Below are 23,388 nucleotides of genomic sequence, written 5' to 3'. Positions count from 1 at the left end.
GGCTGCGAGGCTCGAGCCATGACCACGACACAGACCTCCATCGACTGGACCTCCGCCCTCGTCGACCAGGCCGCGCGGCACTGGACCAACCAGCTGCGCCCGCGCTTCGAGGGCCTCACCGACGACGAGTACCTCTGGGAGCCCACCCCAGGGGCCTGGAACGTCCACCCCCGCGGCCAGGGAGCGACCGAGATCCAGGGCGGCAGCGGCGAGCTGACGATCGACTTCGCCCATCCGGAGCCCGTCCCCGCGCCCATGACGACGATCGCGTGGCGGCTCGCCCACGTCATCGTCGGGGTGCTGGGCGCCCGCGTGCACAGCCACTTCGGCGGACCCGACGTCGACTACCTCACCTTCGACTACGCCGGCACGGCCGACGAGGCGCTGGCCCAGGTCGACGCGGCCTTCGCGGCGTGGACCGCCGGCGCCCGGGGCTGGGACGAGGAGGCCCTCGCCGAACCGTGCGGCCCGAGCGAGGGCCCGTGGGCCGAGCACCCGCGGGTCGAGCTCGTGCTGCACATCAACCGGGAGCTCATCCACCACGGGGCCGAGATCGCCCTGCTCCGTGACCTCTACGCCCACCGCAACGACTGAGGGCAGGAGCAGCCATGGCCGCAAACGTCCCACCCGTCGCCGACGAGCGCGAGAGTCTCATCGCCTACCTCGACCAGCAGCGCGACGCCTTCGTCTCCGTCTCCCACGGCCTCACCGAGGAGCAGATCCGGATCGCACCGACTGCCGGCACCCTGAGCATCGGCGGGCTCGTCAAGCACGTCACCACCTGCGAGCGCGGGTGGACGGAGCGGATGGCCGCGGCGCCGGACGCGCCGGCGCCGCCCGACCGCTCAGTCGAGGAGCAGGCGACCGCCTGGGGTGACGACTTCCGCGTCACCGGCGGCGACACCCTCGAGTCGCTCCTCGCCGCGCTGGCGTCGCAGGGTGACGTCACCCGCGACGTCCTGCGGTGTGCCGACCTCGGCGCCGCAGTACCCGTGCCGCGCGACGCCCCGTGGTTCCCGAAGGACGTCGATGCCTGGTCGGTGCGCTGGGTCGCGATGCACCTCGTCGAGGAGCTCGCACGCCATGCCGGGCACGCCGACATCATCCGCGAGTCGATCGACGGCGCGACGATGTACGAGCTCGTGGCCGCGCGAGAGGGATGGCCCGAGACGCCGTGGCTCAAGCCGTGGCGCCCGGCGGCCACCACGAGCGCCTGAACGCGAGCGCCGTTGCAGGACAAAGGCGAAGGGCCCTTGGGAGTATGAGTCTCAAGGGCCCTTCTGGGTGACCGGTCGATGGTGACGCTCCCGATCGACTCCTCGTCGTCTCCGGTCCCGGCCGCCTCGTCACCCGGCTGCCGCAGTGGGTCGCCCCACCGTGTGGACCCTCGTCTCCGAGTTGTCCCGCTCTCCCCGAGGGGAGGGCGTGAGAGATTTCTATCCCCCTCCGGCGAGGTCCGCAAGGGCTTTCGCAAAACTCTTCGACGGTCCACAGGCGGGCGGCGTGTCGTCCACAGAAGTGGGCCCCTTCTCCACACGACCGAGCCGAGGGTGCACAGCTTGTGCACCGGCCCTGTGGAGAACGGCAGTCAGTGGGAGTCGTCACCCACCTCGTCGAGAACGGCCGTGAGAACGGCGATCCCGACCGCCGCCGACTGCGCCCGATCACGGTCTCCCGCAGCGGCATACGCGGCCTCCGCCTCGACGAGCGACTGCACCTCGGCGAGGACGAGCGAGCGCTCGGCGTCCTCGCCCAGCAGGCGCCGCTGCGCCTCCGTCGCGCCGAGCCCGACGGCCGCTCCGGCCACGTCAGCCGACGCGGTCGGGGTCGGCCCGTCATGGACGGGCACGGCCTCGGCGTTCTCGATCGCGGCCACCGCGCTGCGGAGCGCGCTGACGGCCGCGCGGTCACGCTCGCGCATCGCCGTGGTCAGACGGGTCCGGAGGACAGGGCGCAGCGAGGAGGACATGCCGAGACCGTATGCCGCCGCCCGCCTTGTGCGCCAAAGAGTTTCGTCCGCGACTCGGCTCAGTCCGGCGGAAGAAGCCGCTCCCGGAAGAACTCTCGGACGGCGGCGACGGCCTCCGGGTGCTTGTGGTCCGTGAGGGTCGCGTGGTCGTGGCCGTCGAGCTCCACCGCGATGAAGCCGTCGCCGAGCTCACGACGCAACGTCTCGAACCGCGTCCCCGTGGCCCAGTCACCGCGGTATCGGACGCCGAGCACCGGGCATCCCTGCGCGACACGGCGTCGCACCGCCTCGAGGTCCGAGGCATCCAGGTTGATGTCTGCCGCCCGCCGACGGCCCAGCGGCAGGGGTGTCGCCGGCTGGGCGACGACCGGTGCGACCACGACGGGGTCGACCATCATGGCGAGCGCGAACCCGCCGGTCACGCACATCCCGATCGCGCCCACCCCCGGACCGCCCGCGCGGACGTGCAGGTCCCGCGCAAGCGCACGCAGCCACCCGGCGAGCGGCGCGGTGCGGCCGGTCGCGAACATCGTGAACTCGCGGGTGACGCAGAGACGCGGCACGACTCGCATCGCCTCCCACGTGCGCGGCGGTGCGTGCGACGAGCCGAACAGGTGCGGCATCGTCACGGTGAAGCCGTCCTCGACGAGCTCGTCACCCAGCTCGATGACCTCAGGGGTCAGGCCCGGGCTCTCGTGCACGACGACGATCCCCGGTCCCACGCCACGCTCGTAGACGGGGTAGGCGAAACCGTCCTCGGCGAACGACCCGCGGGACCAGCCCGTCAGCAACGACATGCACAGGACCCTACGGCGGCCCGGCGCTCCCCGTGGGTGGAGTCGGCCGCGCGGCTACAGTGACGCCATGTCGAGCGACGCCGGCGCGGCCCCGACCCAGGCTCCCGCAAAGAGCGGCGGCCCCCTCGCGCGGTTCCTGTCCCGGCCCTCGCCACGGGACCCGTCACCCGTCACCGACCCGGCTGCGCGCCGCGGCCTGTGCTGGGAGACGGTCCTCGTCCTCGGTGTGAGTCTCGGGTCGTCGGCCGTCTACGCCGTGCTCAGCATCATCGAGAAGCTGACCCGCCCCGTCCCGCTGTCGCAGCAGACCACGGCGATGAACCAGTCGGCGACCCCGGGGCGGCCCTGGCTCGACCTCGCCTACCAGCTCGCCGGCATCGTGCTGCCCCTCGTCGCCGTCGCCCTCGCCCTCTACCTGCTCAACCACATCCGCCGGCCCGCCGTCGACGTGCGGGCCGGCCACTTCGTCGGCCTCGACCGCCGGGAGCCGGGGCGCGACCTGCTGCGCGGGCTCGGTCTCGCCGCCGTCATCGGCATCCCCGGGCTGGCGTTCTACTTCCTCGCCAAGGCCATCGGCATCAACACCCAGGTGTCGGCCGCGAACCTCGAGCCCGTGTGGTGGTCGGCGCCGGTGCTCGTCCTGGCGGCCGTCGAGAACGCCCTCCTCGAGGAGGTCATCATGGTCGGCTACCTCTTCACCCGGTGGCGCCAGACGGGGTGGTCGTGGCCGCTCGTCATCGGGCTCTCGGCCCTGATCCGCGGGAGTTACCACCTCTACCAGGGCTTCGGCGGATTCGCCGGCAACATCGTCATGGGCCTCGTCCTCGGGCTGGTCTTCGTGCGCACCCGGCGCGTCATGCCGCTCGTCGTCTGCCACGCGCTCCTCGACACGGTGGCCTTCGTCGGCTACTCGGTGCTGCGGGCACGCGGAGTTTCGATCTGACCTTCCGTGCGCGCCTCCTCCGGCGGGCTGCACACCCCACCCAGCCACACTGCATACGATGTCGCCCATGAACTCGGCCAGACAGGTGCGCGCTCGCCTGCTCGGGGACCCGGCCGACGACTTCCGACTGACCCGCCGCACCGCCGGCCGCATCGCGTGGCTCGGCTGGGCCGGGCCCCTCTTCTTCATGCTCGTCGGCGGCGTCATGCGCTTCTGGCACGTGGGCGCCCCGCACCAGCTGGTCTTCGACGAGACGTATTACGTCAAGCAGGGCTGGTCGATGGTCCTCTACTGGTTCGAGATGAAGAACGACGACGTGCTTCAACAGGCCAACCAGGTCGACCAGCACTTCACCGCCAACGACCCGATGGTCTACGGCACCGAGGGCGACTTCGTCGTCCACCCGCCCGTCGGCAAGTGGCTCATCGGTTGGGGCGAGACGCCCTTCGGCATCCTCAACTCCTTCGGCTGGCGCTTCGCCGTCGCCCTCGCCGGGACGATCTCGATCTTCATGCTCGGGCGGATCGCGCGCCGGCTCTTCCGGTCCGACCTCCTCGGCACCGTGGCGGCCGCGCTGCTCGCCTTCGAGGGCCACCACTTCGTCCACTCGCGCACCGGGCTGCTCGACATCTTCGTCATGTTCTTCGGGCTCGCCGCGTTCGGTGCCCTCCTCATCGACCGCGACCAAGCCCGCGAGGTGCTCGCCCGCAAGGTCGGTGACCGCGCCCGCGCCGCGACGTCGTGGCTGGGGCCGTGGCTCGGCTGGCGGCCCTGGCGCTGGGTCGCCGGCATCATGCTGGGCCTCTCGGCCGGCGTGAAGTGGTCGGGGCTCTACTTCCTCGTCTTCTTCGGGGTGCTCACGGTCCTCTGGGACGTCGGCGCGCGCCGCGCCGCCGGCGTGTGCGGCTGGGGCGCCGGCGGCGTCGCCAAGGACGGGCCGTATGCGTTCGCGCAGCTCGTCGTCACCGCTGTCGTCACCTACGTGGCGAGCTGGACCGGCTGGATCCTCACCAAGGGCGGCTCGTTCCGCACGTGGGCCCAGAACAACCCCGACACCGACTACGGCTGGCTGCCCGAATGGTGGCGCTCGCTCTGGGCCTACCACCAGCAGATGTACGCCTCGACGCAGGCGATCACCTCCTCGCACCCCTACCAGACCAACCCGTGGTCCTGGCTCATCCAGGGGCGGCCGACGTCGTTCTTCTACGAGGGACCCAAGAAGGGCGCCGACGGGTGCCTCGTCGACCAGTGCAGCAAGGCGATCACTTCGATCGGCACCGTCTCCATCTGGTGGGGCGCGGCGCTCGCGGTCTTCGTGCTGCTCTTCATGTGGGCCCTGCGCCGCGACTGGCGGGCCGGCGCGATCCTCTGCGGCCTCTTCGCCGGCTACCTGCCGTGGTTCTTCCTCGGCAACCGCACCATCTACTCCTTCTACGAGGTCGCCTTCGTCCCGTGGGTGGTGCTGGCGTGCGTCTACGTCCTCGGCCTCATCGTCGGAGGCCGGGAGTCGTCGTTGACCCGCCGCCGCATCGGCTACGGCGTCATGGGTGCGTTCGTCCTCCTCACGATCGGGCTCTTCGCGTTCTTCCACCCGATCTACGTCGCCGACGTCATCCCGCTGTCGGAGTGGCAGGCCCGGATGTGGTTCCCCAGCTGGGTCTGAGCCAGCCGACACGCGGCCGGGAGGGCACTGCGGGGCGACTCCTCGATCCAGCGCGGTCGACCTGTACCCGCACATCCACCCTTCCGACAGCCGCTTCCCGGACGGGCAACACCGAACGTACGCCCGACCCCGCCACCCCGAAAAGCCGCGGCCCCAAAGGCTCGCGCATCGGCCTCTTGACACAGAGGTGAGCCAGTTCCGGACGTTCAGGCGGCGGGTCTCAAGAGAGCGAGGGAGGTCTGGGAGTGGCCAAGGACGGCCAGGTACGGCACATCGCGCCCTCCTTCGCGGGCTTCCTCGAGTTGTTCGCCGGCGAGTTGGAGTCATTCGCTGACGGGACCTCGACCCCGTCCTTCTAGCTCTTCGCGGCATGCTCCGGGCGTCCCGTCCTCAATACGACGATGTGGGCGTCGTACGAAGGCAGCTGGACCGCGAGGAGGGCGATCAGGCTTGACGTGCCTCCCGGTGATGGCCCGTGACGCGTCACTCGGTGGCGGCTCGACGCTGCTCGTCGTCGAAGGCGAGGTGTACGGCCGCATCCTTGGCGGAGGCGCCCGCGGCGACGGCCGAGCGGGTCAGCCCGATGTTGCGCGAGGTGGCGGCCATGGCAGCGGCGACCCGGCCGCGGCCGTAGGTCATCGAGTTGGCGGCGGCGACGCCGATGCTCGACCCGACCTCGATGGCGTCCTGGTCGGCGCCCATGTAGAGGAACTGCCACGCGTACTCGGAGGTCTGCCGCTCGATGAGCGCCTTGACCTGGGCGTGGGTGAGCTCGTGCGAGGAGTTCTCGTGGCCGTCGGTCATGATGCCGACGATGACGACGCCTGGCCGCTCGTGCTCGGGCAGGGCGGCGAGGCGGGTTCCGGCCTCGCCGAGGAGGCGCCCGATGGAGTCGAGCAACGCGGTGGACCCGCGTGGTGACAGGGACAGCAGCGGCACGTCGGCCACGGGTACGTCCTGGTAGACCTCCTCGTACTGGTCGTCGAACTGCGCCAGGGTGACCCGGCAGTCGCCGGGCTGGCTGCGCTGCTCGGCGATGAACGCGTCGAAGCCGCCCTCGGTGTCGTCCCTGATCGACTGCATCGACCCGCTGCGGTCGAGCAGGAAGTAGAGGTGCGTGAGGTTCGGGTTCGTCATGGCGTCTCCTCCGTGGTCGGGCTGGGCTGGTGATCCTCAGGTGCTGCTGCGACGGCGGGCGCGGAAGCGCAGCGGGCGATCCGACGCCTCGGACGCGGGCCGGTGGCGTCCTTCCTCGAGGTCGTAGCGGGCACGCTCGACGCCGGCGGCGGTGACGCGTCCGGCCTCGGAGCCGTAGGCGCCGAGCAGGCTGGTGCGGGCCAGGCGCGGCCCGACGGCGTTCTCCGACAGCCCGGCCAGGGCGCCGGCGGTCCGGATCGTGCCGCCCTCGGCCACGAGGACCGCCGCCATCGCTTCGTCGACAGCGGATGTCAGGTGCTCCTGGGCGGCTCGCAGAAGCGGCAGCGCGTCGAGGGGGCGGGAGGCGTCGGCACGGTCGAGCGCCTCGCGCGCGGCGTCGACCGCGGTGCGCAGGGCCTGCTCCGTCTCGGCCGGCAGGGGGCGCAGTGCGTCGTCGTTCATCCATTGATCGTAGGCGCAGTAACTGCGGCACCGCAAGAGTTGAGCCGATCCGACGGGCCGGCCGAGTCATCCCGCCGTCATCCGCCTCGTCGGGGCGTCCTCGCGGAGAAACAGATGCCGCAGGCCGCCGAGGTTCTCGACGTTGGCTGCCAACGGTTGCTGCTGCCCCTGTACATAGGGGCCGAGAGAGAGTGCCGACAGCTAGGCGCCGGCCTGCGCAAGCTCCTTCGGTTCGGTGACGGGGTCGTCGGAGAGCATCTGACGTCGGGCGATGGTGCGCAGATCCTCGCGGCCCTGCTCGTCGAGCGGCCCACCGTTGGCGAGCTCCACCTCGACGACCAGCCACTGCCAGAGCTCTCGCACGAACGCGCGGAACTGCTCGCGGCCCTGGTCTGTCAGCTCCACCCGACTGTCCGCGCCGCACAACCTGGCCCTCGAGCTGCTCCTGCGCCGAGCGCCGGTTCGGGATCGCGAAGGCCGGTCCGATCTCGGAAGCCCCTGGCTGAGTCAGCCCCCGCATCGCGACCTGCTTCAGGAACAAGGCGACCACGAAGGCCAGCACCGCGACGGGGATGGCGGAGGCGAACACGTACTGAAGCGTGTCGGCATAGGCCGCCACGACCGTAGCCTGTTGAGCCGGCGGCAGGCCTTGGACACCGGCGGGACCCGACGCGACCTCGCCCTCCACTCGAGTGAGGTGACAGGTGAGGTGACGGGCCCGGGAGGGCACCGGGGCAACGACTCTGACTCCAGCGCGACCGGCTCACAACCCCACACCGGCTCTTCGGACAAGCCACTTCCCGGACCCGCCACCACCCAGCGTAGAACCCAGCCCCCAACATGTCTTGACCTAAAGGGGTGCCATGACCGGGCGTCCCGTCTTCAACGCGCCAGCTGAGGATGGGAGGCCAGCAGACTGGATCACTCTTCGGGTGGTCGTAGACGCTTCTGCACTCTTCGCTCGCACGCTGAGGTGGTCTACCGTCGTCAGCAACCAAGTCGGACGAGGGGACGGCCAAGGAATGAGCGGCGCGGCGAACGCTAAGAAGAATCAGGAAGGGCGATTCTCTGAGGAGGAGCGAACCGCGATGAGGGCCCGCGCGGCGGAGTTGAAGGCCGAGGTCCGCCGCGCCACCGCTGAGGAAAAGGCGGCAGCCGATGCGGCGGCTTTTGAGGCGAAGATCGCCGAAATGCCGCAGCCCGACCGCTCCACGGCTGAACGTGTTCACGCGATCGTGACCGAGGCCGCCCCAGAACTGCTGCCGAAGCTCTACTACGGTCAGCCGGGCTGGGCGAACGCCGGGGGAAAGGTCATTGTCTTCTTCAAGAGCGGCCTGGTGGACAAGGCACGCTATTCGACACTGGGATTCAGCGTCCAAGCCAAACTCGATGAAGAGGGCGGGCTCTGGCCAACCTCCTACGCCTTGGAAGACGTGACCGACGACAGCGCGAAGACCATCGCGAAGCTCGTCGAGAAGGCCGTCCTGAACTGAGCTGACTGCTCGCACCGTCGTCAACCTCGGGCTCGGTCCCTCGCGCCCCGATTCGCCCCCTCAGCAGGTCCTCGTGGGGGGATGTCTACAGACCAACCGGGTGTACGCCGCCCGCTACCGCCACCTCACCAGCCGGGTCACCCCGACCCAAGCCCAGACCGCGGTCGCCGGAGCGATCCTGCGGCAGCTGTACGCCGTCGTCACCCAACAGCGGGCATGGGACCCGACCATCGCCGCCCCGGCACCACCTCGTGGAAGGCGATCTCCGCAACCACTGCGGCATAAAGGAATCCGCGCTTTCCTGCACCCGGACCCGGGGATGGAGGAACGACGCTCACGAGCTGGGCCGAGGTGAGCCTTCTCTGCGGCATTGAGAACCGCTCGCGGTATCTCGTCGGTCATCACAGGAAGCCCCGTCGCGTCGTCGACACAACCCGATCACACGCTGCCGAGCACGAACTCGATTAGCCATGCAGGGACCGATGGCGAGACACCGGCACCCGCCCAGCCCTTGACGCTAAACACCTCACGCTGATGGTCGGACGTCCCGTCCTCACCGCAGCAGGAGCGGACGTTCGCATGTCGGATGTTCCTGCTCTCATGGGCACATGATTGAGGTCGTTGTCGGCGCGCTGGTTCGTGAACGTCGAGTCCTGCTCGCGTATCGGAGTCAGAACAAGCGTGCGTACCCAGCCGTTTGGGAGTTGCCCGGTGGTGTGGTGGAGCCCGGCGAGTCAGAACTTGACGCGCTGAGGCGGGAACTGCGCGAAGAGCTCGGCGTGCACATAGCGACTGGCTCGGCGTCTCATCTGTGCCGGCTGACCGCGGGACCGGCGGAAGGGCAGGCCCGCCTCAGCGCTTGGCTAGTGTCCGACTGGGAGGGGACGCCGGCGAATGTCGCTCCCGACGAACACGACGACATCCGATGGTTCGACATCGACGACATGCCTCCCCCCGTGCACGTTCCTGTGCGCGCCGCCTTGGTTGCTGCGATACGGAGTCACCGGCGCTGAAGTACAACGCACTGTCATCGGCATGCGGTGAAAGGTTCTCGCTCGGACACTCGGCGTGGTTCTTCGTCTCCCGGCGGCAGCCTGTCGTCTCCTCAGCGGGGGCGCGCGCGAGAAGCTCATCGTGATCAACCCGGTCACCAGCGGACGCGTCCTGCGGCAGTCAGACGAGACGGACGAGATGGACCCCGTCAGCGAGGCAGAGCTGGAGGCGGTCCAAGCGACAGTGGCACGCGGCGGCGCCCGGCTCGCCGACCTTCTCATCGTCCTGGCGTGGACGGGGCTGCGGTGGGCGGAGGCTCGCTTGCTGCGGTGGGCGGAGGCTCGCTTGCTGCGGGTGGCCGACGTCGTTGACGTCCCGACGCCGGCCGGCTGGTCCGCCGGTCACAAATCCGAGGGCGAGGCGGTCATGTCGACGAGGGCAGGTCCTCGCGCCGGCCCGCTCGCCAACCGCGTGCGGCCCATGGTCCGGGACATGCGCGTCAGGAAGGTCCGATGACCTGCTCCTGACGACCGATCGTGGGTCACAGCTGCACCGGTCGGCAGTTCTCCGCGCCCTGCACGTTCAGAAACGCGAAGAAGGACCAGACGAAAAGCGTGTCCGGTCCTTCTTCGTGTTGTGGAGCTGAGGGGATTCGAACCCCTGACCTTCTCATTGCGAACGAGACGCGCTACCAACTGCGCCACAGCCCCAAGGTGCGAAGGAACGATAACACCACGCCGACCGGCATACCCAATCGACCCGCGCCCCCGCAGATCGTGGTGGATCGTCGGCTCCCGGCGCCGGGAAAGCACCACGACTGGGCGCGGTCCCCGGCTCCCAGCGGCCGCGGCGGCTACGTCTGCGTCGACGCCTTCGGTGTCGACGCAGACGGCTCCGGCGCTGTCGACGTGGCTGACCGCGAGGGGGTCGGTGAGGGCGTCGGCTTGCCGGCCTCGGCGATCGCCTTCTCGAGCGCGGCGATCGTCGCGGCGTCCACCGTCCCGGTGGCAGGGACGTCGAGCTCGGTCTGGAACTCCTTGAGCGCCTCCGTCAGGGCGGGTGTCCACCGGCCGTCGACGGGGCCGTCCCAGAAGCCGGCGAGCTTGAGGGTCTGCTGCACGGCGGCGGTCGACGCGAGCTCCTCCTGGGCCGCTGCGCCGCCCTTCGCCTGCAGGTCCGACTGGAGCGCCTCCTGCGTCGCCTTGTCGACGGTGCCGGTGACCGGCAGCCCGTGCGCCTTCTGCAGCGCCTGCACGGCATCGACCGTCGACGGGCCGTAGACGCCGTCGACCTTGCCGGAGAAGTAGCCGGTGTCGCTGAGGGACTGCTGCAGCGCCGCCGTGTAGTCGTGCACCGCCTTCTGGGCGGACTTCTCCGCCTCGTCGGTGAGGCAGCCGGCGTCCGCGAACAGCGCTAGCCACGACATCTCCAGGGCCACCGCGGCAGCGTTGAACTGCTGGGCGGCCTGGCGCAGGGGCGTCTGGGCGGAGATGCCCTGCTGAGCCGCCGTGAACTCGGTCTCGGCCTGCTTGACCCGGGTCACGGTGGCCGGTGGCACGGTGGGGGCCGGGCTCGGGCTCGGCGTCGGGCTCGTGGCGCTCGACGAACCGGCGGCAGTGGTGTTCGCCGCCGCCGCGGCTGCCTGCGCGGCCGCCAGCTCCTTCTCGGCCGTCACCACCGCGGCCTGGGTGTCGACCGCTGCCTGCGCGGCTGCGGTCGCGTCCGCGCGAGGCTGCTCGAGGTCGGTTCCGGCCGTCTGGACGTCCCCCACCGTGGGGGCGGTCGCGGTCAGGACGTCCCCGTAGCGGTCGACCGCCGTGACGTAGTCGGCCGCCGTCGTGCAGAAGTGCGCAGCGGCGGCCGCGGCGTCGGTCCGGGCCTGCGCGAGTGCCTGCTGCTTCACGGACACTCGTGCATCGGGCACTGCGGTCTCGTTGCTGCAGGCACCCAGGGCAAGCGCCCCCACCACGACGCACCCCCCGAGGCGGGCCATCGCTCGGCGGCCTGCTCCGGGTGGCCCCCCGGCGACGTCGTCGCGGTGGACGGCGTCAGCCGGGCGGGTCAGCGGTGACATGTCGGCACACCCCCCGTCAGGCGAGCGCCTTGGCCTTCAGCGCATCGAACTCGTCCTGCGTGAGGGTCCCGGAGTCGAGCAGGGCCTTGGCGCTGGCGATCTGGGCTGCCGGACTCTCCGACGTCTGCGAGCCGGCCGCCGCCTGGCGGATGTACTCGTCCTGCTGGGCCTTCATCTGCGCCATCTCCGTCATCTGCCGCTCGGTCATGCTCCGACCGCGGGCGATGAGGTAGATCAGGGCGCCGAGCCAGGGAACGAGGATGAGCAGGACGGCCCAGCCGGCCTTGCCCCACCCGCTCAGCTCACGGTCGCGGAACAGGTCGAAGATGCACCGGAACCAGACGGTGATCGCGGCGATCCAGATGAAGAACCAGAAGCTCCACAGCAGGACGTCCCAGAAGTTGTTGGTGATGTTGTCCATGACAGTCCCCTCATAGCGGTGATCGTGGCGAATACCTGCCTCGTGGTGCACAGCCTGCCCTCGGCGTCCGGGTGCAGCCTCAGCCGCGGAGGGTGAACCCTCCGACCGCACTTTGGCCGGCGTGGCCGGCCGCCGTCCGCCTCCACGACCTCCCGCCCCCGCCGGCAAGGCCTCCGGGAGCGCCGCTCGCGTGGTCTTTCATCCTGCGGGGGTGATGTTCGCCACGAGTCCAACAGTGACCGTGGGAGCGGTGGGAGGGCTCTCGTGGGGCCCCGAGCGGCGAGTGGACCGAATGACACAGTCCGCTCGGGGCAGCGCGACATCCGACACACGCCGTACGAGAGACAGGGCACCAATGATGGGTTCCGAGGCAGGTTCCCGGCCGGGCGTCAGGGTCGGGTCCACCAGCGAGTTCAGCTTGTTCTTCCACGTCAAGCCTGGACACGGCGAGGCCCTGCACCAGGCCCTCCGGGACCTGCAGGACGCGCCCGGCTACCGGCCCGGTGACTACGAGATGCCGATCGCCTCCATCCACGAGGCACGCTTCGTCCCCTTCGACGACGACACGCGGCTTCTCTTCGCCACGAGCTTCGACGGCCCCTGGGACGCGTACATGGAGGACTTCGCCGCGAAGCCGCTCAAGCTCTTCGACTCGATCTTCCAGCACGTCGTCGGCTACGAGGGCCTCCCGTCGTTGCAGGCGGTCAAGGACTTCATCCTGAGCGCGCAACAGACCGCCGGTGGCTACGCCCGAAACTACGGCGGCACGGTGAAGGAGATCCGCAAGGCCATCACGGTGAACGACGCCTTCCAGGAGGTCCTCGACGATCCCGCGGCCGCCGACGCCTTGCAGCATCCAGCGCTGCGACCGCTGCTCGACGTGGCCGCGGACTAGTCGACAGCCCTACCTCGGGAGCGTATGCATGTCCGACCACATCTCCGGCCCGCGCGCGCTGGCCGAGCCCATCGCCGACATCACCGACGTGTACGCCTTCCCGAGCCCGCAGCGGCCCGGACGGCTGGTGCTCGTCATGAACACGCTGCCGTTCGCCCAGCCCGACGATCGGTTCTCGGACGGACTCATCTACCGGTTCCGCCTGCGGCAGCTCGCCGCACGCGACGGCGCCGGCCCGAGACTGTTCGACATCTCCGAGCGCGAGGTCACCGTCGACGTCGTCTTCGACGAGCCGGACGCGGACGATCCGCACGCGCAGGACGGGGTGGTCCGCACCTCCGAGGGCGTCAGCCAGTCGTTCCGCGCCGGCGAGCGGAGCGGCGGCTCCACCGACCCGCTGCGCGTCTTCGCCGGAGTGCGCTGGGATCCGTTCTTCATGGACGCCCCGGCCGCGTTGAAGACCATCTCCACCGGAGAGCTCAGCTTCGCGGAGTCCGGCACCATCTTCCTGGACGGCAAGAACGTGCTCAGCATCGTGGTCGAGCTCGACGTGGCGACCCTCCTGGGCGCGGATGCCGCCCTGGTGGGGGTGATCGCGGAGACCCTCACCCGCGGCAGGCTGAACGTCCGCATCGAACGGGTCGGCCGACCCGAGGTCAAGAACCTCATGCTCGCCCCGAAGCAGTTCGACCAGGTGAACCGCGACCTCGAGATCCGCGACCTCTACAACATGGAGGACGGGTTCCACCTCGCCGAGGGGTACAAGGGCGCCTACCGGGCTCGACTGGACGCCAACCTCGCCTTCTGGGACGGCCTCGACGGCACGGCGGACTGGTCGGTCGACGAGAGCGGAGCGCATGCCCTTCGCGGGGTGATGCTCGACGACTTCCTCGTCGTCGACGTCAGCAAGTCGTATGCGGAGCAGGGCTCGTTCTTCGAGATCGAGCGGGCGCTCATGAACGGGGAGTCGCACCGGACGTGTGGTGGGCGTGCCCTCAACGACGACGTGATGGACACCATCTTCAGCCTGCTCGTCAACGCCGGCCTCGGTCCGGTCATCAGCGACGGCGTCGATGCGGCGAGCAGGCCTGCCTCGACCTCGTTTCCGTACCTGGCCGACCCGAACCCGGAGCCACCCGTGCCGCCGGCCCACATCTAGGTCGAGCCGTGAACTCGCCGACGCCGGCCTCACCCCAGAGCCCCTCCCGGACCACCGGGGCCACCGGGGCCACCGAGCCCACCGAGCCCACCGAGCCCACCGAGCCCACCGAGCCCATCGAGCCCATCGAGCCCACCGGGCCCCTCGAGATCGACGACATCCAGGGCGGCGCTCTCTACGAGCGGCCCTCGCCCTACGTCGGCACCTACCTGCTCCTCCAGATCCATGAGCCCGCCGACGGGAGGGAGCTCATCCGGCGGCTGCTCCCGCTCCTCGAGCCGGGCCCCGCCTCCACCGAACCGCGGTCCGGCGCCTGGTTGACCGTGGCCTTCACCTACGAAGGTCTCACGGTGCTCGGTGTCCCGCAGGAGTCGCTGGACAGCTTCGCCCCCGAGTTCCGACAAGGGATGGCGGCCCGCGCAGCCGAGCTCGGTGACGTGGGCGCGAGCAGCCCCGAGCACTGGGAGAAGCCGCTGGGCACCCGCGACGTGCACATCGCCCTGGCCGCGCTCGCCCCCGATGCCGCCGACCTCGAGTCGGTGGTCGCCCGGGCCCGCCGCGCGCAGGAGGAGATCCCCGGCGTCGAGGTCATCTGGCGCCAGGACTGCTACCAGCTCCCCACCGGACGCACGTCGTTCGGCTTCAAGGACGGGATCGGGCAGCCAGCGGTGGAAGGGGTGGGAACGCCGACCACGAGACGCGGGGAGCCGCCCATCAAGGCAGGCGAGTTCATCCTCGGCTACCCGGACGAGACCGGCGGCCTGGCCCCCATGCCGACCCCAGAGGTCCTCGGGCGCAACGGCACGTACATCGTCTTCAGGAAGCTGCACACCCGCGTTGCCGCGTACCGCCAGTACCTGCGCGACAAGGCGAGGACGCGTGAGGAGGAGGCCCTGCTGGGGGCCAAGATGGTCGGGCGCTGGCAGAGCGGCGCGCCGCTGGTCCTCTCCCCCGACGAGGACGACCCCGAGCTCGGCAGCGACCCCGGACGCAACAACGACTTCGGCTACACCTCCGACCTGCGCGGCTTCAAGTGCCCCGCCGGAGCCCATGCCCGACGCGCGAACCCGAGGGACTCCCTCGACCACGAGATGAGCGTCGACGTGCGCCTCCACCGCATGATCCGCCGGGGAACGAGCTACGGTCCGATGCTGCCCGAGGGTGTCCTCGAGGACGACGGGGAGGACCGGGGCATCATCTTCGTCTTCGCGGGGGCACACCTCAAGCGCCAGTTCGAGTTCGTGAAGACGCAGTGGCTCAACGACGGGATCTTCATCGGCGCGCCTGCCGAGAAGGACCCCCTCGTCGGGGCGACCGACGGATCCGGCGCCTTCACCATCCCGCAGCACCCCATCCGTCGCAGGTTGCCGGACGTGCCGCCCTTCGTGGTCACCCGGGGTGGCGAGTACTGCTTCGCCCCGGGACTGCGAGCGCTGCGCTGGCTGGCCGAACTCACCTGAAGCCGAGCACCCACCCGAGGAGAGCGCATGTCCGACACGACCGGCACCGACCGCTGGAAGGCCCTTGACTTCGCGCCGCCTCCCCCCGACGAGGACGGGGCCGAGCCCTCCGTGCTGGTCGACTACGAGGCCGGGGACACCATCGCGGTGATCACCCTGAACCGGCCGCTCGCCGACAACGCCATCACGACCGAGATGGGCGCACGCCTGACCGAGGTGCTCGAGACGATCGCCGTCCGGCCCTCCATCCGCGTCGCCATGATCACCGGCGCCGGTGAGCGCGCCTTCTCCGTCGGCAGCGACCTGCGCCAGCGCAAGAGCATGACGAAGGAGCAGTGGCTGCGGCAGCGGCAGGACTTCGACCGCACCCTCTACACGCTCCGACAGGTCCGCAAGCCGATCTTCGCCGTGGTCAACGGGATCGCGTACGGCGGCGGGTCCGAGATCGCCCAGAGCACGGACTTCATCATCGCGTCGGAGAACGCGACCTTCGGGCAGCCCGAGGCCATGATCGGGCTCTCGGCCGGAGGCGGCTCGCCCGCGCTCCTCCCGCGTCTGCTGCCACGGGGGCGGGCGCTGCAGATGCTGATGACCGGAGACCCGATCACCGCGCACGAGGCCCACCGGATCGGGATGGTCAACGAGGTGCACCCGCCGGCGGAGCTCATGGCCGCCGCCCGGACCATCGCGGAGAAGATCGCGAGCAACTCGCCCACCGCCGTCCAGGCGGTCAAGCGTGCTGTTCACCTGGGCGAGGGACAGCCGATCGAGCAGGCCATCGCGATCATGATGGAGGCCCACTGGCGCTCCGCCGTGCACCCCGACCGGGTCGAGGGGATCGGCGCCTTCAACGAGAACCGGGACCCCCACTTCCAGGACTCGGACTACTGACCGAACACACCGTGATCAACACCCCTGATCGACGAGGAGCCCACCATGCTGGCTGAAGACAGTCTCCGACGAGCCCGTTCGGCGCTGACGATGATCCATCACCTGCCGTTCAACGCCGAGGCGCCACCCGAAGGGCTGACCGGCGACACCACCCCGACGGAGCAGCACTACGTGCGCAGCAACTTCGCGCTGCCGGAGCATGACGGCACGCTGGAGATCGGTGGGGCCGTGGGCTCGCCCACGACGCTCACCCTGGACGACCTGCGCGCCATGCCGTCCGTCGAGCGGGCCGTCACGCTCGAGTGTGCGGGAAACGGCAGGCTCGAGACGAGACCACTACCCGCCGGGGAGCCGTGGGGGGCGTACGCGGTCTCCACCGCCGTGTGGACGGGCACCTGGCTGCGTGACGTGCTCGAGCGGGCGCAGCCCGCCGCTGACGGCGTGGAGGTCCGGTTCGAGGGCGCCGACAGCGGCTCCTACCTCCTCAACCCGGTGCTCGCCCAGACCGTGAAGTCCGACCTGACGTTCGTCCGTTCGCTGACCCTCGAGCACGCTCTCGACCCGGCGGCCGAGATCCTCATCGCCTACGAGATGAACGGACGCCCCCTCGGTCCCGACCATGGGGCGCCCTTCCGGATCGTCGTGCCAGGCTGGTTCGCCGTCGCCTCGGTGAAGTGGCTCAAGCGGATCGACGTCGTGACGGAGCCGTTCGAGGGCGAGTTCCAGACCGGGCACTACGTCTACGAGTGGCCGGACCGTCCCCACGAGCGGGTGACGACGATGCGCGTGCGGGCCCGGATCACCGACCCGGCGCCGGGGGCCGTCCTCACACCGGGCACCCACGTGATCCGCGGGAAGGCCTGGTCGGGCACGGGCCCGGTGACGAACGTCGACCTGAGCTTCACCGGGGAGGGCACCTGGAGCCCGGCCGTGGTCGAGGCTCCCAAGGGGCCTCACCAGTGGCAGAACTGGGCCTACGAGTGGGAGGTCGACCTGCCCGGGCGGTACAGCATCCGCGCCAGGGCGACCGACGCGGCCGGCAACGAGCAGCCGGACGTCCCGCCGTGGAACCGGCTCGGATACGGGAACAACGCCGTCGAGGTGTCGTACGTCGACGTCCGTTGACCTCGGGCGCTCGCGGACCCCGCGTGGGTAAGGGACAGGCATGCCCCACGCAAGGATCGGCGTCTCCGGGTGGCGCTACCCGTCGTGGCGCGGCGACTTCTACCCGAAGGGCCTCCCCCAGCGGCTCGAGCTGACGTATGCCGCCGAGCGGATGACGTCGATCGAGGTGAACGGCTCCTTCTACTCCCTCCAGCGTCCGAGCTCGTATGCCGCGTGGCGGGCAGCCGTGCCAGCCGACGTCGTGCTCGCCGTCAAGGGTGGACGGTTCATCACCCACCTGAAGTCCCTCCGCGACGTCGAGACCCCGCTCGCGAACTTCTTCGCGAGCGGGGTCCTCGCGCTCGGCGCCCAGCTCGGACCGGTCCTCTGGCAGCTCCCGGAACGTCTGGCCTTCGACCGGGAGCGCCTGGCCCGGTTCTTCGAGCTGCTCCCACGCTCGACGAGCGACGCCGCCCGGCTCGCTGCCGGCCACGACGACAAGCTCGCCGACGACCGGGTGCTGACGACGTGCGACGTCGAGGCACCCGTGCGCCACGCCCTCGAGCCGCGCCACGAGAGCTTCGAGTCCGACGAGGCCCGCGCGCTCTGTGCAGAGCACGGCGTGGCGCTCGTCGTCGCCGACAGTGCCGGCCGCTGGCCGGTGATGCGCGACGCGACGAGCGACTTCCGTTACGTGCGGCTGCACGGCGAGAGCGAGCTCTACGCGAGTGGCTACACCGACGCCTCGCTCGACCGGTGGGCCGGCACGTGCCGGGACTGGCTCGACGAGGGCCACGACGTCCACGTCTACTTCGACAACGACGCGAGGGGTCACGCGCCGCACGACGCCGTGCGCCTCGTCCGGCGGCTCGGGCTGTCCACGGTCGCCTGAACCGGGAGACGCCGCTCGACGCGTCCGCCCGGCACCCGGCCACCCGGCATACGGTGTCGTCACGAGAGTCGTCGGACGACGGGAGACAGCCATGACCGAGCACCACCCGGATGAGGCCGCGTGAACCGCGACGAGCTGCGCGCCGCGCAGGAGCCGCTCAAGGCGCGCTACCGGGACGCCCCGGGCTCGGCGGTGCACGCGGTCTCGGCGAGCGCCGTCTTCGGCCGGCCGGTCACCGTCGAGGTGCGCACCGCCGCCGGGGCGGTCCGCGCCGGACTGCACCCCGCCGCGGGCGGCGACGGGTCCGACGCGTGCTCGGGCGACATGCTCATGGAGGCGCTCGTCGCATGCGCCGGGGTGACGCTCCACGCCGTCTCGGTCGCGTTCGGCGTCGACCTGCGCGAGGTGGAGGTGCGGGCGGAGGCGACGTTCGACGCGCGCGGCACCCTCGGTGTCGACCGGACGGCACCCGTCGGCGTCCTCGGCCCGAAGGTCGTCGCCGAGGTCACGACCGACGCCGACGAGACCACGCTGCAGCGGCTCGCCACCGCCACCGAGCGCTACTGCGTCGTCGGCCAGTCGCTGCGGGAGCCGCCGACCATCGAGGTCCGGCGCCGCGCCCCCCGGGACCGATAGGTTCGTGACGTGAGCCGTAGCGTCTACGTCGCCTCGCCGGAGGGCCTGACGGGCAAGTCCGCCGTGGCCCTCGGCCTGCTCGACGCCCTCCTGCGCGAGGTCGGGTCGGTGGGCGTCTACCGTCCGCTGACGACGCTCGGCGGCACCGGGCCTGACGACGAGGTCGACCACATCGTCGAGATGCTCGTGAGCCAGCCCGGCATCGAGCAGACCTACGAGGAGGCCCTCGGCGTCACCTACGCCCAGGCCCATGACGACCCGGACGAGGCGCTGCACGCCATCGTCGAGCGCTTCGGTGCGCTGAGCGCGCGGTTCGAGGTCGTGGTCGTCGTCGGCTCCGACTACACCGATGTGTCGACCGGCACCGAGCTGTCCTTCAACGCCCGGGTGGCCGCCAACCTCGGCTCGGCCGTCGTCCTCGTCGTGCACGGCCGCGACCGCACACCCGACCAGATCCTGGTCGCCGCCGACGGCGCCATCGCCGAGCTGCGCGCCAACCACGCCCAGACCGTCGCCGTCGTCGCCAACCGCGTCGACCCGGCCGACCTCGACGAGGTGCGCGGGGTCCTCGCCACGCTGCCCTTCCCCGTCACCGCCGCCATCCCCGAGAACGCGCTGCTCTCGGCGCCGAGCTTCCGCGCCCTCGCCGACGCGATCGGGGCGCGGCTCGTCCTCGGCAGCGAGTCGTGGATGGACCGCGACAGTCTCGGTCTCGTCGTCGCCGCGATGAGCCTGCCGAACGTGCTGGCCCGGCTCGGCCCCGACGTCACGGTCATCGCGCCGAGCGACCGCACCGACCTCATCCCCGGCCTCATGCTCGCGCACCAGTCCGGGACCTTCCCGACGCTGGCCGGGATCATCCTGACCGGCGGCTACCCGATCCCCGAGACCATCGCGCGCCTGTCGGCCGGCGTGCAGCAGGACCTGCCGATCGCCCTGACCGACGACGGCACCTTCCGCACGGCCGAACGCCTCATGCAGGTGCGCGGACCGATGACGAAGGGCTCGCGCAACAAGATCGAGACGGCGCGCCGCCTCTTCTCCGAGAGCGTCGACCAGGCCGCGCTCCTGACGGCCATCGACGTCTCGGCGTCCGAGGTGCGCACGCCGCTGATGTTCGAGTTCCAGCTCATGGAGCGGGCTCGCTCGGACCGCAAGCACATCGTGCTCCCCGAGAGCCAGGACGACCGGATCCTCGAGGCGGCCGACGTGCTGCTGCGCCGCGGCGTCGCCGACCTGACCCTGCTCGGCGACGAGACGAAGGTGCGCGCGCGGGGTTCGGCCCTGGGCCTCGACCTCGACGCCGCCGTCGTCGTCTCCCCCACCGACCCGGACCTCGTGGAGCGCTTCGCGCAGACGTATGCCGCCGCGCGGGCCCACAAGGGCATGACCGTCGAGCGCGCCCGTGAGGTCGTCACCGACATCTCCTACTTCGGCACGATGATGGTCCACCTCGGTCTCGCCGACGGCATGGTGTCGGGTGCGGTCAACACGACGGCGCACACGATCCGGCCGGCTCTGGAGTTCGTCAAGACGGCCGACGGCGTCAAGACCGTCTCGAGCGTCTTCCTCATGTGCCTCGCCGACCGGGTCCTCGTCTACGGCGACTGCGCGGTCATCCCCGACCCGACCGCCGAGCAGCTCGCCGACATCGCCGTCTCGTCGGCGCAGACGGCCCAGCAGTTCGGCATCGAGCCCCGCGTCGCGATGCTCTCCTACTCCACCGGCACGAGCGGGTCGGGCACCGAGGTCGAGAAGGTCCGGGCCGCGACGCAGCTCGTGGCCCAGCGGGCACCGGACCTCGCGCTCGCCGGGCCGATCCAGTACGACGCGGCCATCGACCCCGTCGTCGGTCGGGCCAAGATGCCCGACTCCGACGTCGCCGGGCACGCGACGGTGTTCGTCTTCCCCGACCTCAACACCGGCAACAACACCTACAAGGCGGTGCAGCGCAGCGCCCACGCCATCGCCGTGGGACCGGTGCTCCAAGGGCTGCGCAAGCCGGTCAACGACCTCTCCCGCGGGGCGCTCGTCGACGACATCGTCAACACCGTCGCCATCACCGCCGTGCAGGCACAGGGCACGTCCACCGACGACCAGGGAGCCGGCCAGTGACGGAGTCCACCGACGGCCGCCCGGTCCTCGTCCTCAACGCGGGGTCCTCCTCACTCAAGTACCAGCTCGTCCTCCCCGAGTCGGGCGCGGTGCGGGCCGGCGGGGTCGTCGAGCGCATCGGCGAGTCCGGCAGCGACGTCGCCGACCACTCGGCCGCCCTCTCCGCGATGACCGAGCGGCTGCGCGCCGACGGCGTCGACCTCGACGACGTGCCGCTCCGCGCCGTCGGCCACCGCGTCGTCCACGGCGGCCCTGACTTCTCCGCGCCTGTCGTCATCGACGACGGCGTGCTCGATCGCATTCGCCAGCTGAGCGCCCTTGCGCCACTGCACAACCCGGCGGCCGTCATCGGCATCGAAGCCGCTCGCCGGCACTACGACGTGCCGCACGTCGCGGTCTTCGACACCGCCTTCTTCTCCTCGCTCCCCGCCCCGGCGTCGACGTATGCCGTGCCCCGCGACCTCGCCGCGAAGCACTCCATCCGCCGCTACGGCTTCCACGGCACCTCCCACCAGTTCGTCGCCCAGGCGACCGCCGACCTGCTGGGCTGTCCACTCGGTGACCTGCGCCAGGTGATCCTCCACCTCGGCAACGGGTGCTCGGCCTCCGCGGTCCACGGGGGTCGGGCCGTCGAGACGTCCATGGGCCTGACGCCGCTGCAGGGTCTCGTCATGGGCACCCGCTCGGGTGACGTCGATCCCGGGCTGCACGCATACCTCGCCCGCGAGGCGGGGATGACGCTCGACGAGATCGACACGCTCCTCAACAAGAAGTCCGGGGTGCTCGGGCTCAGCGGTGTCAACGACTTCCGCGAGCTGGTGCAGCGGGTCGACGCCGGTGACGAGGACGCACGCCTCGCCTTCGACGTCTTCGTGCACCGGCTCAAGCACTACGTCGGCGCCTACCTCGCGATCCTCGGCGGCGCCGACGTGCTCGTCTTCACCGCCGGCATCGGACAGCACAGCGCGCCGGTCCGGGCCGCCGTCGCCGAGGGGCTCGCCGAGCTCGGCATCGTCGTCGACTCCGCGCTCAACGAGGAACGCTCGAACGAGGCGCGCGTCATCTCGCCCGACGGGTCGCACGTCGTCGTCGCGGTGGTGCCGACCAACGAGGAGCTCGCCATCGCCCGGCAGACCGCCGACCTCGTCGGCTGACGCGCCGCCCATCGCCGCTGCGCACCGGTTGGAGGTGATGTCGGCACCATGCGAGTGCCGCGATCACCTCGACGGACGCTGGGCCTCGAGGTACTCGCGCAGAGATGTCGGGCGTCGACCCGTCAGCCGCTCGACGTCGCCGCTCACACCGTCCAGCTCACCCGCGGCGACGGCGGTGTAGGTCGACACCCACGCGTCCACCTGCCAGTCGGGCGCGCCGTAGACCGCGCGGGAGGCGTACGCCTCCTCGACCGTCTCGTCGTGGAAGCGCACCTCGCGGCCGGTGACCTCGCTGATGACCGCCGCCATCTGCGTGAAGGTCAGCGCCTCGGGACCCGTGAGGTCGTAGGTCTCCCCGGCGTGCGACGCCGGGTCCGTCAGGACGGCGACCGCGACGCGTGCGATGTCGTCGTGCGCGACGACCGCGGCCCGGCCGTCGCCAGCGGGACCTCGGACGACGCCGTCCTCGCCGACCATGTGGTCCATGAACTCGAGGTAGAGGTTGTCGCGCAGGAAGGTCCACGCCATGCCGGACGCGCGCAGGCGCTCCTCGGTGGCGGCGTGGTCGCGCGCGAGCGTGAACGTCGCGTCCGGAGCGGCGCCGAAGAACGACACGTAGACGACGTGGCGCACGCCGGCCGCCGCGGCCGCATCGACGAAGGCACGGTGTTCGTCCAGCCGGTCCTCGCTCTCGGCGGCCGACACCATGAAGAGGGTCTCGGCGCCCTGCAGGGCCGCCCGCGCGGCGTCGACGTCGCGGTAGCTGCACTGAGCCGCAACAGAACCCAGCAGCTCGGGCGCACGCGACACGTCGCGCACGAGCAGCCGCTGGGCGACGGCTCGGTCGGCGAGGTCCCGTGCGACGAGCCCGCCGAGCCACCCGGTCGAGCCGGTGACGGCGAGGACCGGACGGTCGGCAGAGGCGTCAGCATCCATGCCCTCCAGCGTACGCAGCCCGAGCGCCACGGCTAGCCGGATGCGGTCATGTCGCCCAGCGAGGCACGCGGGCCGGCCTCGAAGGGGGGCTCGGCACGGCCGAGGGCTACGACTTCGACCAGGAGACCTCCACATCGCGGCCGAGGACGGGGACTGCCTCGCGCTGCTCGGCATCGCACTCTCGTCGACCGGCT

General features: G+C 70.8%; 24 protein-coding genes and 1 tRNA gene. 16 read left to right on the top strand and 9 right to left on the bottom strand.

The annotated features are described in order from the left end of the window. The first annotated feature begins 18 nt into the window (after positions 1–18). Together ASG96_RS03705 and ASG96_RS03700 are read left to right on the top strand one after the other, a co-directional pair. Positions 19–594, top strand: a complete 576-nt coding sequence (locus ASG96_RS03705; RefSeq protein ID WP_157610615.1) for a DinB family protein — start codon at positions 19–21, stop codon at positions 592–594. Positions 595–608: 14 nt separating this feature from the next. Continuing rightward, positions 609–1,217 carry a DinB family protein gene (locus ASG96_RS03700; RefSeq protein ID WP_056760443.1) on the top strand — a complete coding sequence of 203 codons (609 nt, stop codon included), beginning with the start codon at positions 609–611 and terminating at the stop codon, positions 1,215–1,217. A 371-nt stretch (positions 1,218–1,588) separates the two neighbouring features. Here ASG96_RS03700 and ASG96_RS03695 read toward each other — a convergent pair whose 3' ends face one another. Beyond that, positions 1,589–1,969 (bottom strand): hypothetical protein, encoded by a 381-nt coding sequence (locus ASG96_RS03695; RefSeq protein ID WP_057586636.1) that lies wholly within the window; start codon positions 1,967–1,969, stop codon positions 1,589–1,591. Positions 1,970–2,028: 59 nt separating this feature from the next. Then, complete coding sequence (locus tag ASG96_RS03690) at positions 2,029–2,766, bottom strand: dienelactone hydrolase family protein (RefSeq protein WP_056760439.1); 738 nt, start codon at positions 2,764–2,766, stop codon at positions 2,029–2,031. 67 nt (positions 2,767–2,833) lie between these two features. Here ASG96_RS03690 and ASG96_RS03685 point away from each other — a divergent pair, with 67 nt between their 5' ends. Both ASG96_RS03685 and ASG96_RS03680 read left to right on the top strand, forming a co-directional pair. Next, positions 2,834–3,709, top strand: coding sequence for a CPBP family intramembrane glutamic endopeptidase (locus ASG96_RS03685; protein ID WP_082591590.1), 876 nt, complete (start codon positions 2,834–2,836; stop codon positions 3,707–3,709). 67 nt (positions 3,710–3,776) lie between these two features. Further along, a complete protein-coding gene (locus tag ASG96_RS03680; protein WP_057586633.1) occupies positions 3,777–5,372 on the top strand; it encodes a dolichyl-phosphate-mannose--protein mannosyltransferase in 1,596 nt (531 codons plus the stop codon). A gap of 483 nt (positions 5,373–5,855) precedes the next feature. Here the strand turns inward: ASG96_RS03680 and ASG96_RS03675 are convergent, their stop codons facing one another. The 3 genes from ASG96_RS03675 to ASG96_RS03665 form a co-directional block, all read right to left on the bottom strand. After that, complete coding sequence (locus ASG96_RS03675) at positions 5,856–6,509, bottom strand: vWA domain-containing protein (RefSeq protein ID WP_057586631.1); 654 nt, start codon at positions 6,507–6,509, stop codon at positions 5,856–5,858. Between the two features lie 36 nt (positions 6,510–6,545). Then, the gene (locus ASG96_RS03670; protein ID WP_056760430.1) at positions 6,546–6,971 is read right to left on the bottom strand and encodes a hypothetical protein; all 426 of its coding nucleotides are present in this window, start codon (positions 6,969–6,971) and stop codon (positions 6,546–6,548) included. A gap of 201 nt (positions 6,972–7,172) precedes the next feature. Then, positions 7,173–7,376, bottom strand: coding sequence for a hypothetical protein (locus ASG96_RS03665; protein ID WP_057586629.1), 204 nt, complete (start codon positions 7,374–7,376; stop codon positions 7,173–7,175). Positions 7,377–7,993: 617 nt separating this feature from the next. On the opposite strand from ASG96_RS03665, the gene ASG96_RS03660 reads away from it, so the two are divergent. The 3 genes from ASG96_RS03660 to ASG96_RS03655 all read left to right on the top strand — a co-directional run bounded on the left by ASG96_RS03660 (position 7,994) and on the right by ASG96_RS03655 (position 9,973). Beyond that, positions 7,994–8,464 carry a DUF1801 domain-containing protein gene (locus tag ASG96_RS03660; RefSeq protein ID WP_057586627.1) on the top strand — a complete coding sequence of 157 codons (471 nt, stop codon included), beginning with the start codon at positions 7,994–7,996 and terminating at the stop codon, positions 8,462–8,464. A 608-nt stretch (positions 8,465–9,072) separates the two neighbouring features. Then, positions 9,073–9,477, top strand: a complete 405-nt coding sequence (locus tag ASG96_RS22510) for an NUDIX domain-containing protein (RefSeq protein WP_082591588.1) — start codon at positions 9,073–9,075, stop codon at positions 9,475–9,477. 121 nt (positions 9,478–9,598) lie between these two features. Then, the gene (locus ASG96_RS03655) at positions 9,599–9,973 is read left to right on the top strand and encodes a hypothetical protein (protein ID WP_235509047.1); all 375 of its coding nucleotides are present in this window, start codon (positions 9,599–9,601) and stop codon (positions 9,971–9,973) included. Between the two features lie 121 nt (positions 9,974–10,094). Here the strand turns inward: ASG96_RS03655 and ASG96_RS03650 are convergent. The 3 genes from ASG96_RS03650 to ASG96_RS03640 all read right to left on the bottom strand — a co-directional run bounded on the left by ASG96_RS03650 (position 10,095) and on the right by ASG96_RS03640 (position 11,952). Next, positions 10,095–10,167, bottom strand: a tRNA-Ala gene (locus ASG96_RS03650). A gap of 143 nt (positions 10,168–10,310) precedes the next feature. Further along, positions 10,311–11,360: a peptidoglycan-binding protein gene (locus ASG96_RS03645; protein WP_235509046.1), complete on the bottom strand. Its 1,050-nt coding sequence runs from the start codon at positions 11,358–11,360 to the stop codon at positions 10,311–10,313. Positions 11,361–11,547: 187 nt separating this feature from the next. Beyond that, a complete protein-coding gene (locus ASG96_RS03640) occupies positions 11,548–11,952 on the bottom strand; it encodes an SHOCT domain-containing protein (protein WP_056760403.1) in 405 nt (134 codons plus the stop codon). A gap of 358 nt (positions 11,953–12,310) precedes the next feature. On the opposite strand from ASG96_RS03640, the gene ASG96_RS03635 reads away from it, so the two are divergent. From ASG96_RS03635 to ASG96_RS03595, 9 genes are all read left to right on the top strand, one after another. Beyond that, positions 12,311–12,847, top strand: a complete 537-nt coding sequence (locus ASG96_RS03635) for a hypothetical protein (RefSeq protein ID WP_235509045.1) — start codon at positions 12,311–12,313, stop codon at positions 12,845–12,847. 28 nt (positions 12,848–12,875) lie between these two features. Next, the gene (locus tag ASG96_RS03630) at positions 12,876–14,006 is read left to right on the top strand and encodes a DUF4331 family protein (RefSeq protein WP_056760397.1); all 1,131 of its coding nucleotides are present in this window, start codon (positions 12,876–12,878) and stop codon (positions 14,004–14,006) included. 8 nt (positions 14,007–14,014) lie between these two features. Continuing rightward, positions 14,015–15,466 (top strand): Dyp-type peroxidase, encoded by a 1,452-nt coding sequence (locus ASG96_RS03625; protein ID WP_200962643.1) that lies wholly within the window; start codon positions 14,015–14,017, stop codon positions 15,464–15,466. Positions 15,467–15,493: 27 nt separating this feature from the next. Continuing rightward, positions 15,494–16,357: an enoyl-CoA hydratase/isomerase family protein gene (locus tag ASG96_RS03620; RefSeq protein WP_057586618.1), complete on the top strand. Its 864-nt coding sequence runs from the start codon at positions 15,494–15,496 to the stop codon at positions 16,355–16,357. A 45-nt stretch (positions 16,358–16,402) separates the two neighbouring features. After that, complete coding sequence (locus ASG96_RS03615; protein ID WP_082588910.1) at positions 16,403–17,482, top strand: sulfite oxidase; 1,080 nt, start codon at positions 16,403–16,405, stop codon at positions 17,480–17,482. A 40-nt stretch (positions 17,483–17,522) separates the two neighbouring features. Then, complete coding sequence (locus ASG96_RS03610) at positions 17,523–18,353, top strand: DUF72 domain-containing protein (RefSeq protein WP_056760387.1); 831 nt, start codon at positions 17,523–17,525, stop codon at positions 18,351–18,353. Positions 18,354–18,473: 120 nt separating this feature from the next. Next, the gene (locus ASG96_RS03605) at positions 18,474–18,989 is read left to right on the top strand and encodes an OsmC family protein (RefSeq protein WP_057586616.1); all 516 of its coding nucleotides are present in this window, start codon (positions 18,474–18,476) and stop codon (positions 18,987–18,989) included. A gap of 9 nt (positions 18,990–18,998) precedes the next feature. Next, positions 18,999–21,104, top strand: a complete 2,106-nt coding sequence (gene pta / locus ASG96_RS03600) for a phosphate acetyltransferase (RefSeq protein WP_057586615.1) — start codon at positions 18,999–19,001, stop codon at positions 21,102–21,104. Beyond that, a complete protein-coding gene (locus tag ASG96_RS03595) occupies positions 21,101–22,258 on the top strand; it encodes an acetate/propionate family kinase (RefSeq protein WP_057586614.1) in 1,158 nt (385 codons plus the stop codon). Before pta ends, ASG96_RS03595 begins: the two co-directional genes overlap by 4 nt. A 63-nt stretch (positions 22,259–22,321) precedes the next feature. Here the strand turns inward: ASG96_RS03595 and ASG96_RS03590 are convergent, their stop codons facing one another. Then, positions 22,322–23,194 (bottom strand): SDR family oxidoreductase, encoded by an 873-nt coding sequence (locus ASG96_RS03590; protein WP_057586613.1) that lies wholly within the window; start codon positions 23,192–23,194, stop codon positions 22,322–22,324. Between the last annotated feature and the right edge of the window lie 194 nt (positions 23,195–23,388).

It is taken from the genome of Terrabacter sp. Soil810 (assembly GCF_001429645.1).
Classification (GTDB): domain Bacteria; phylum Actinomycetota; class Actinomycetes; order Actinomycetales; family Dermatophilaceae; genus Terrabacter.
This window is presented reverse-complemented; position numbering and strand designations above follow the sequence as displayed.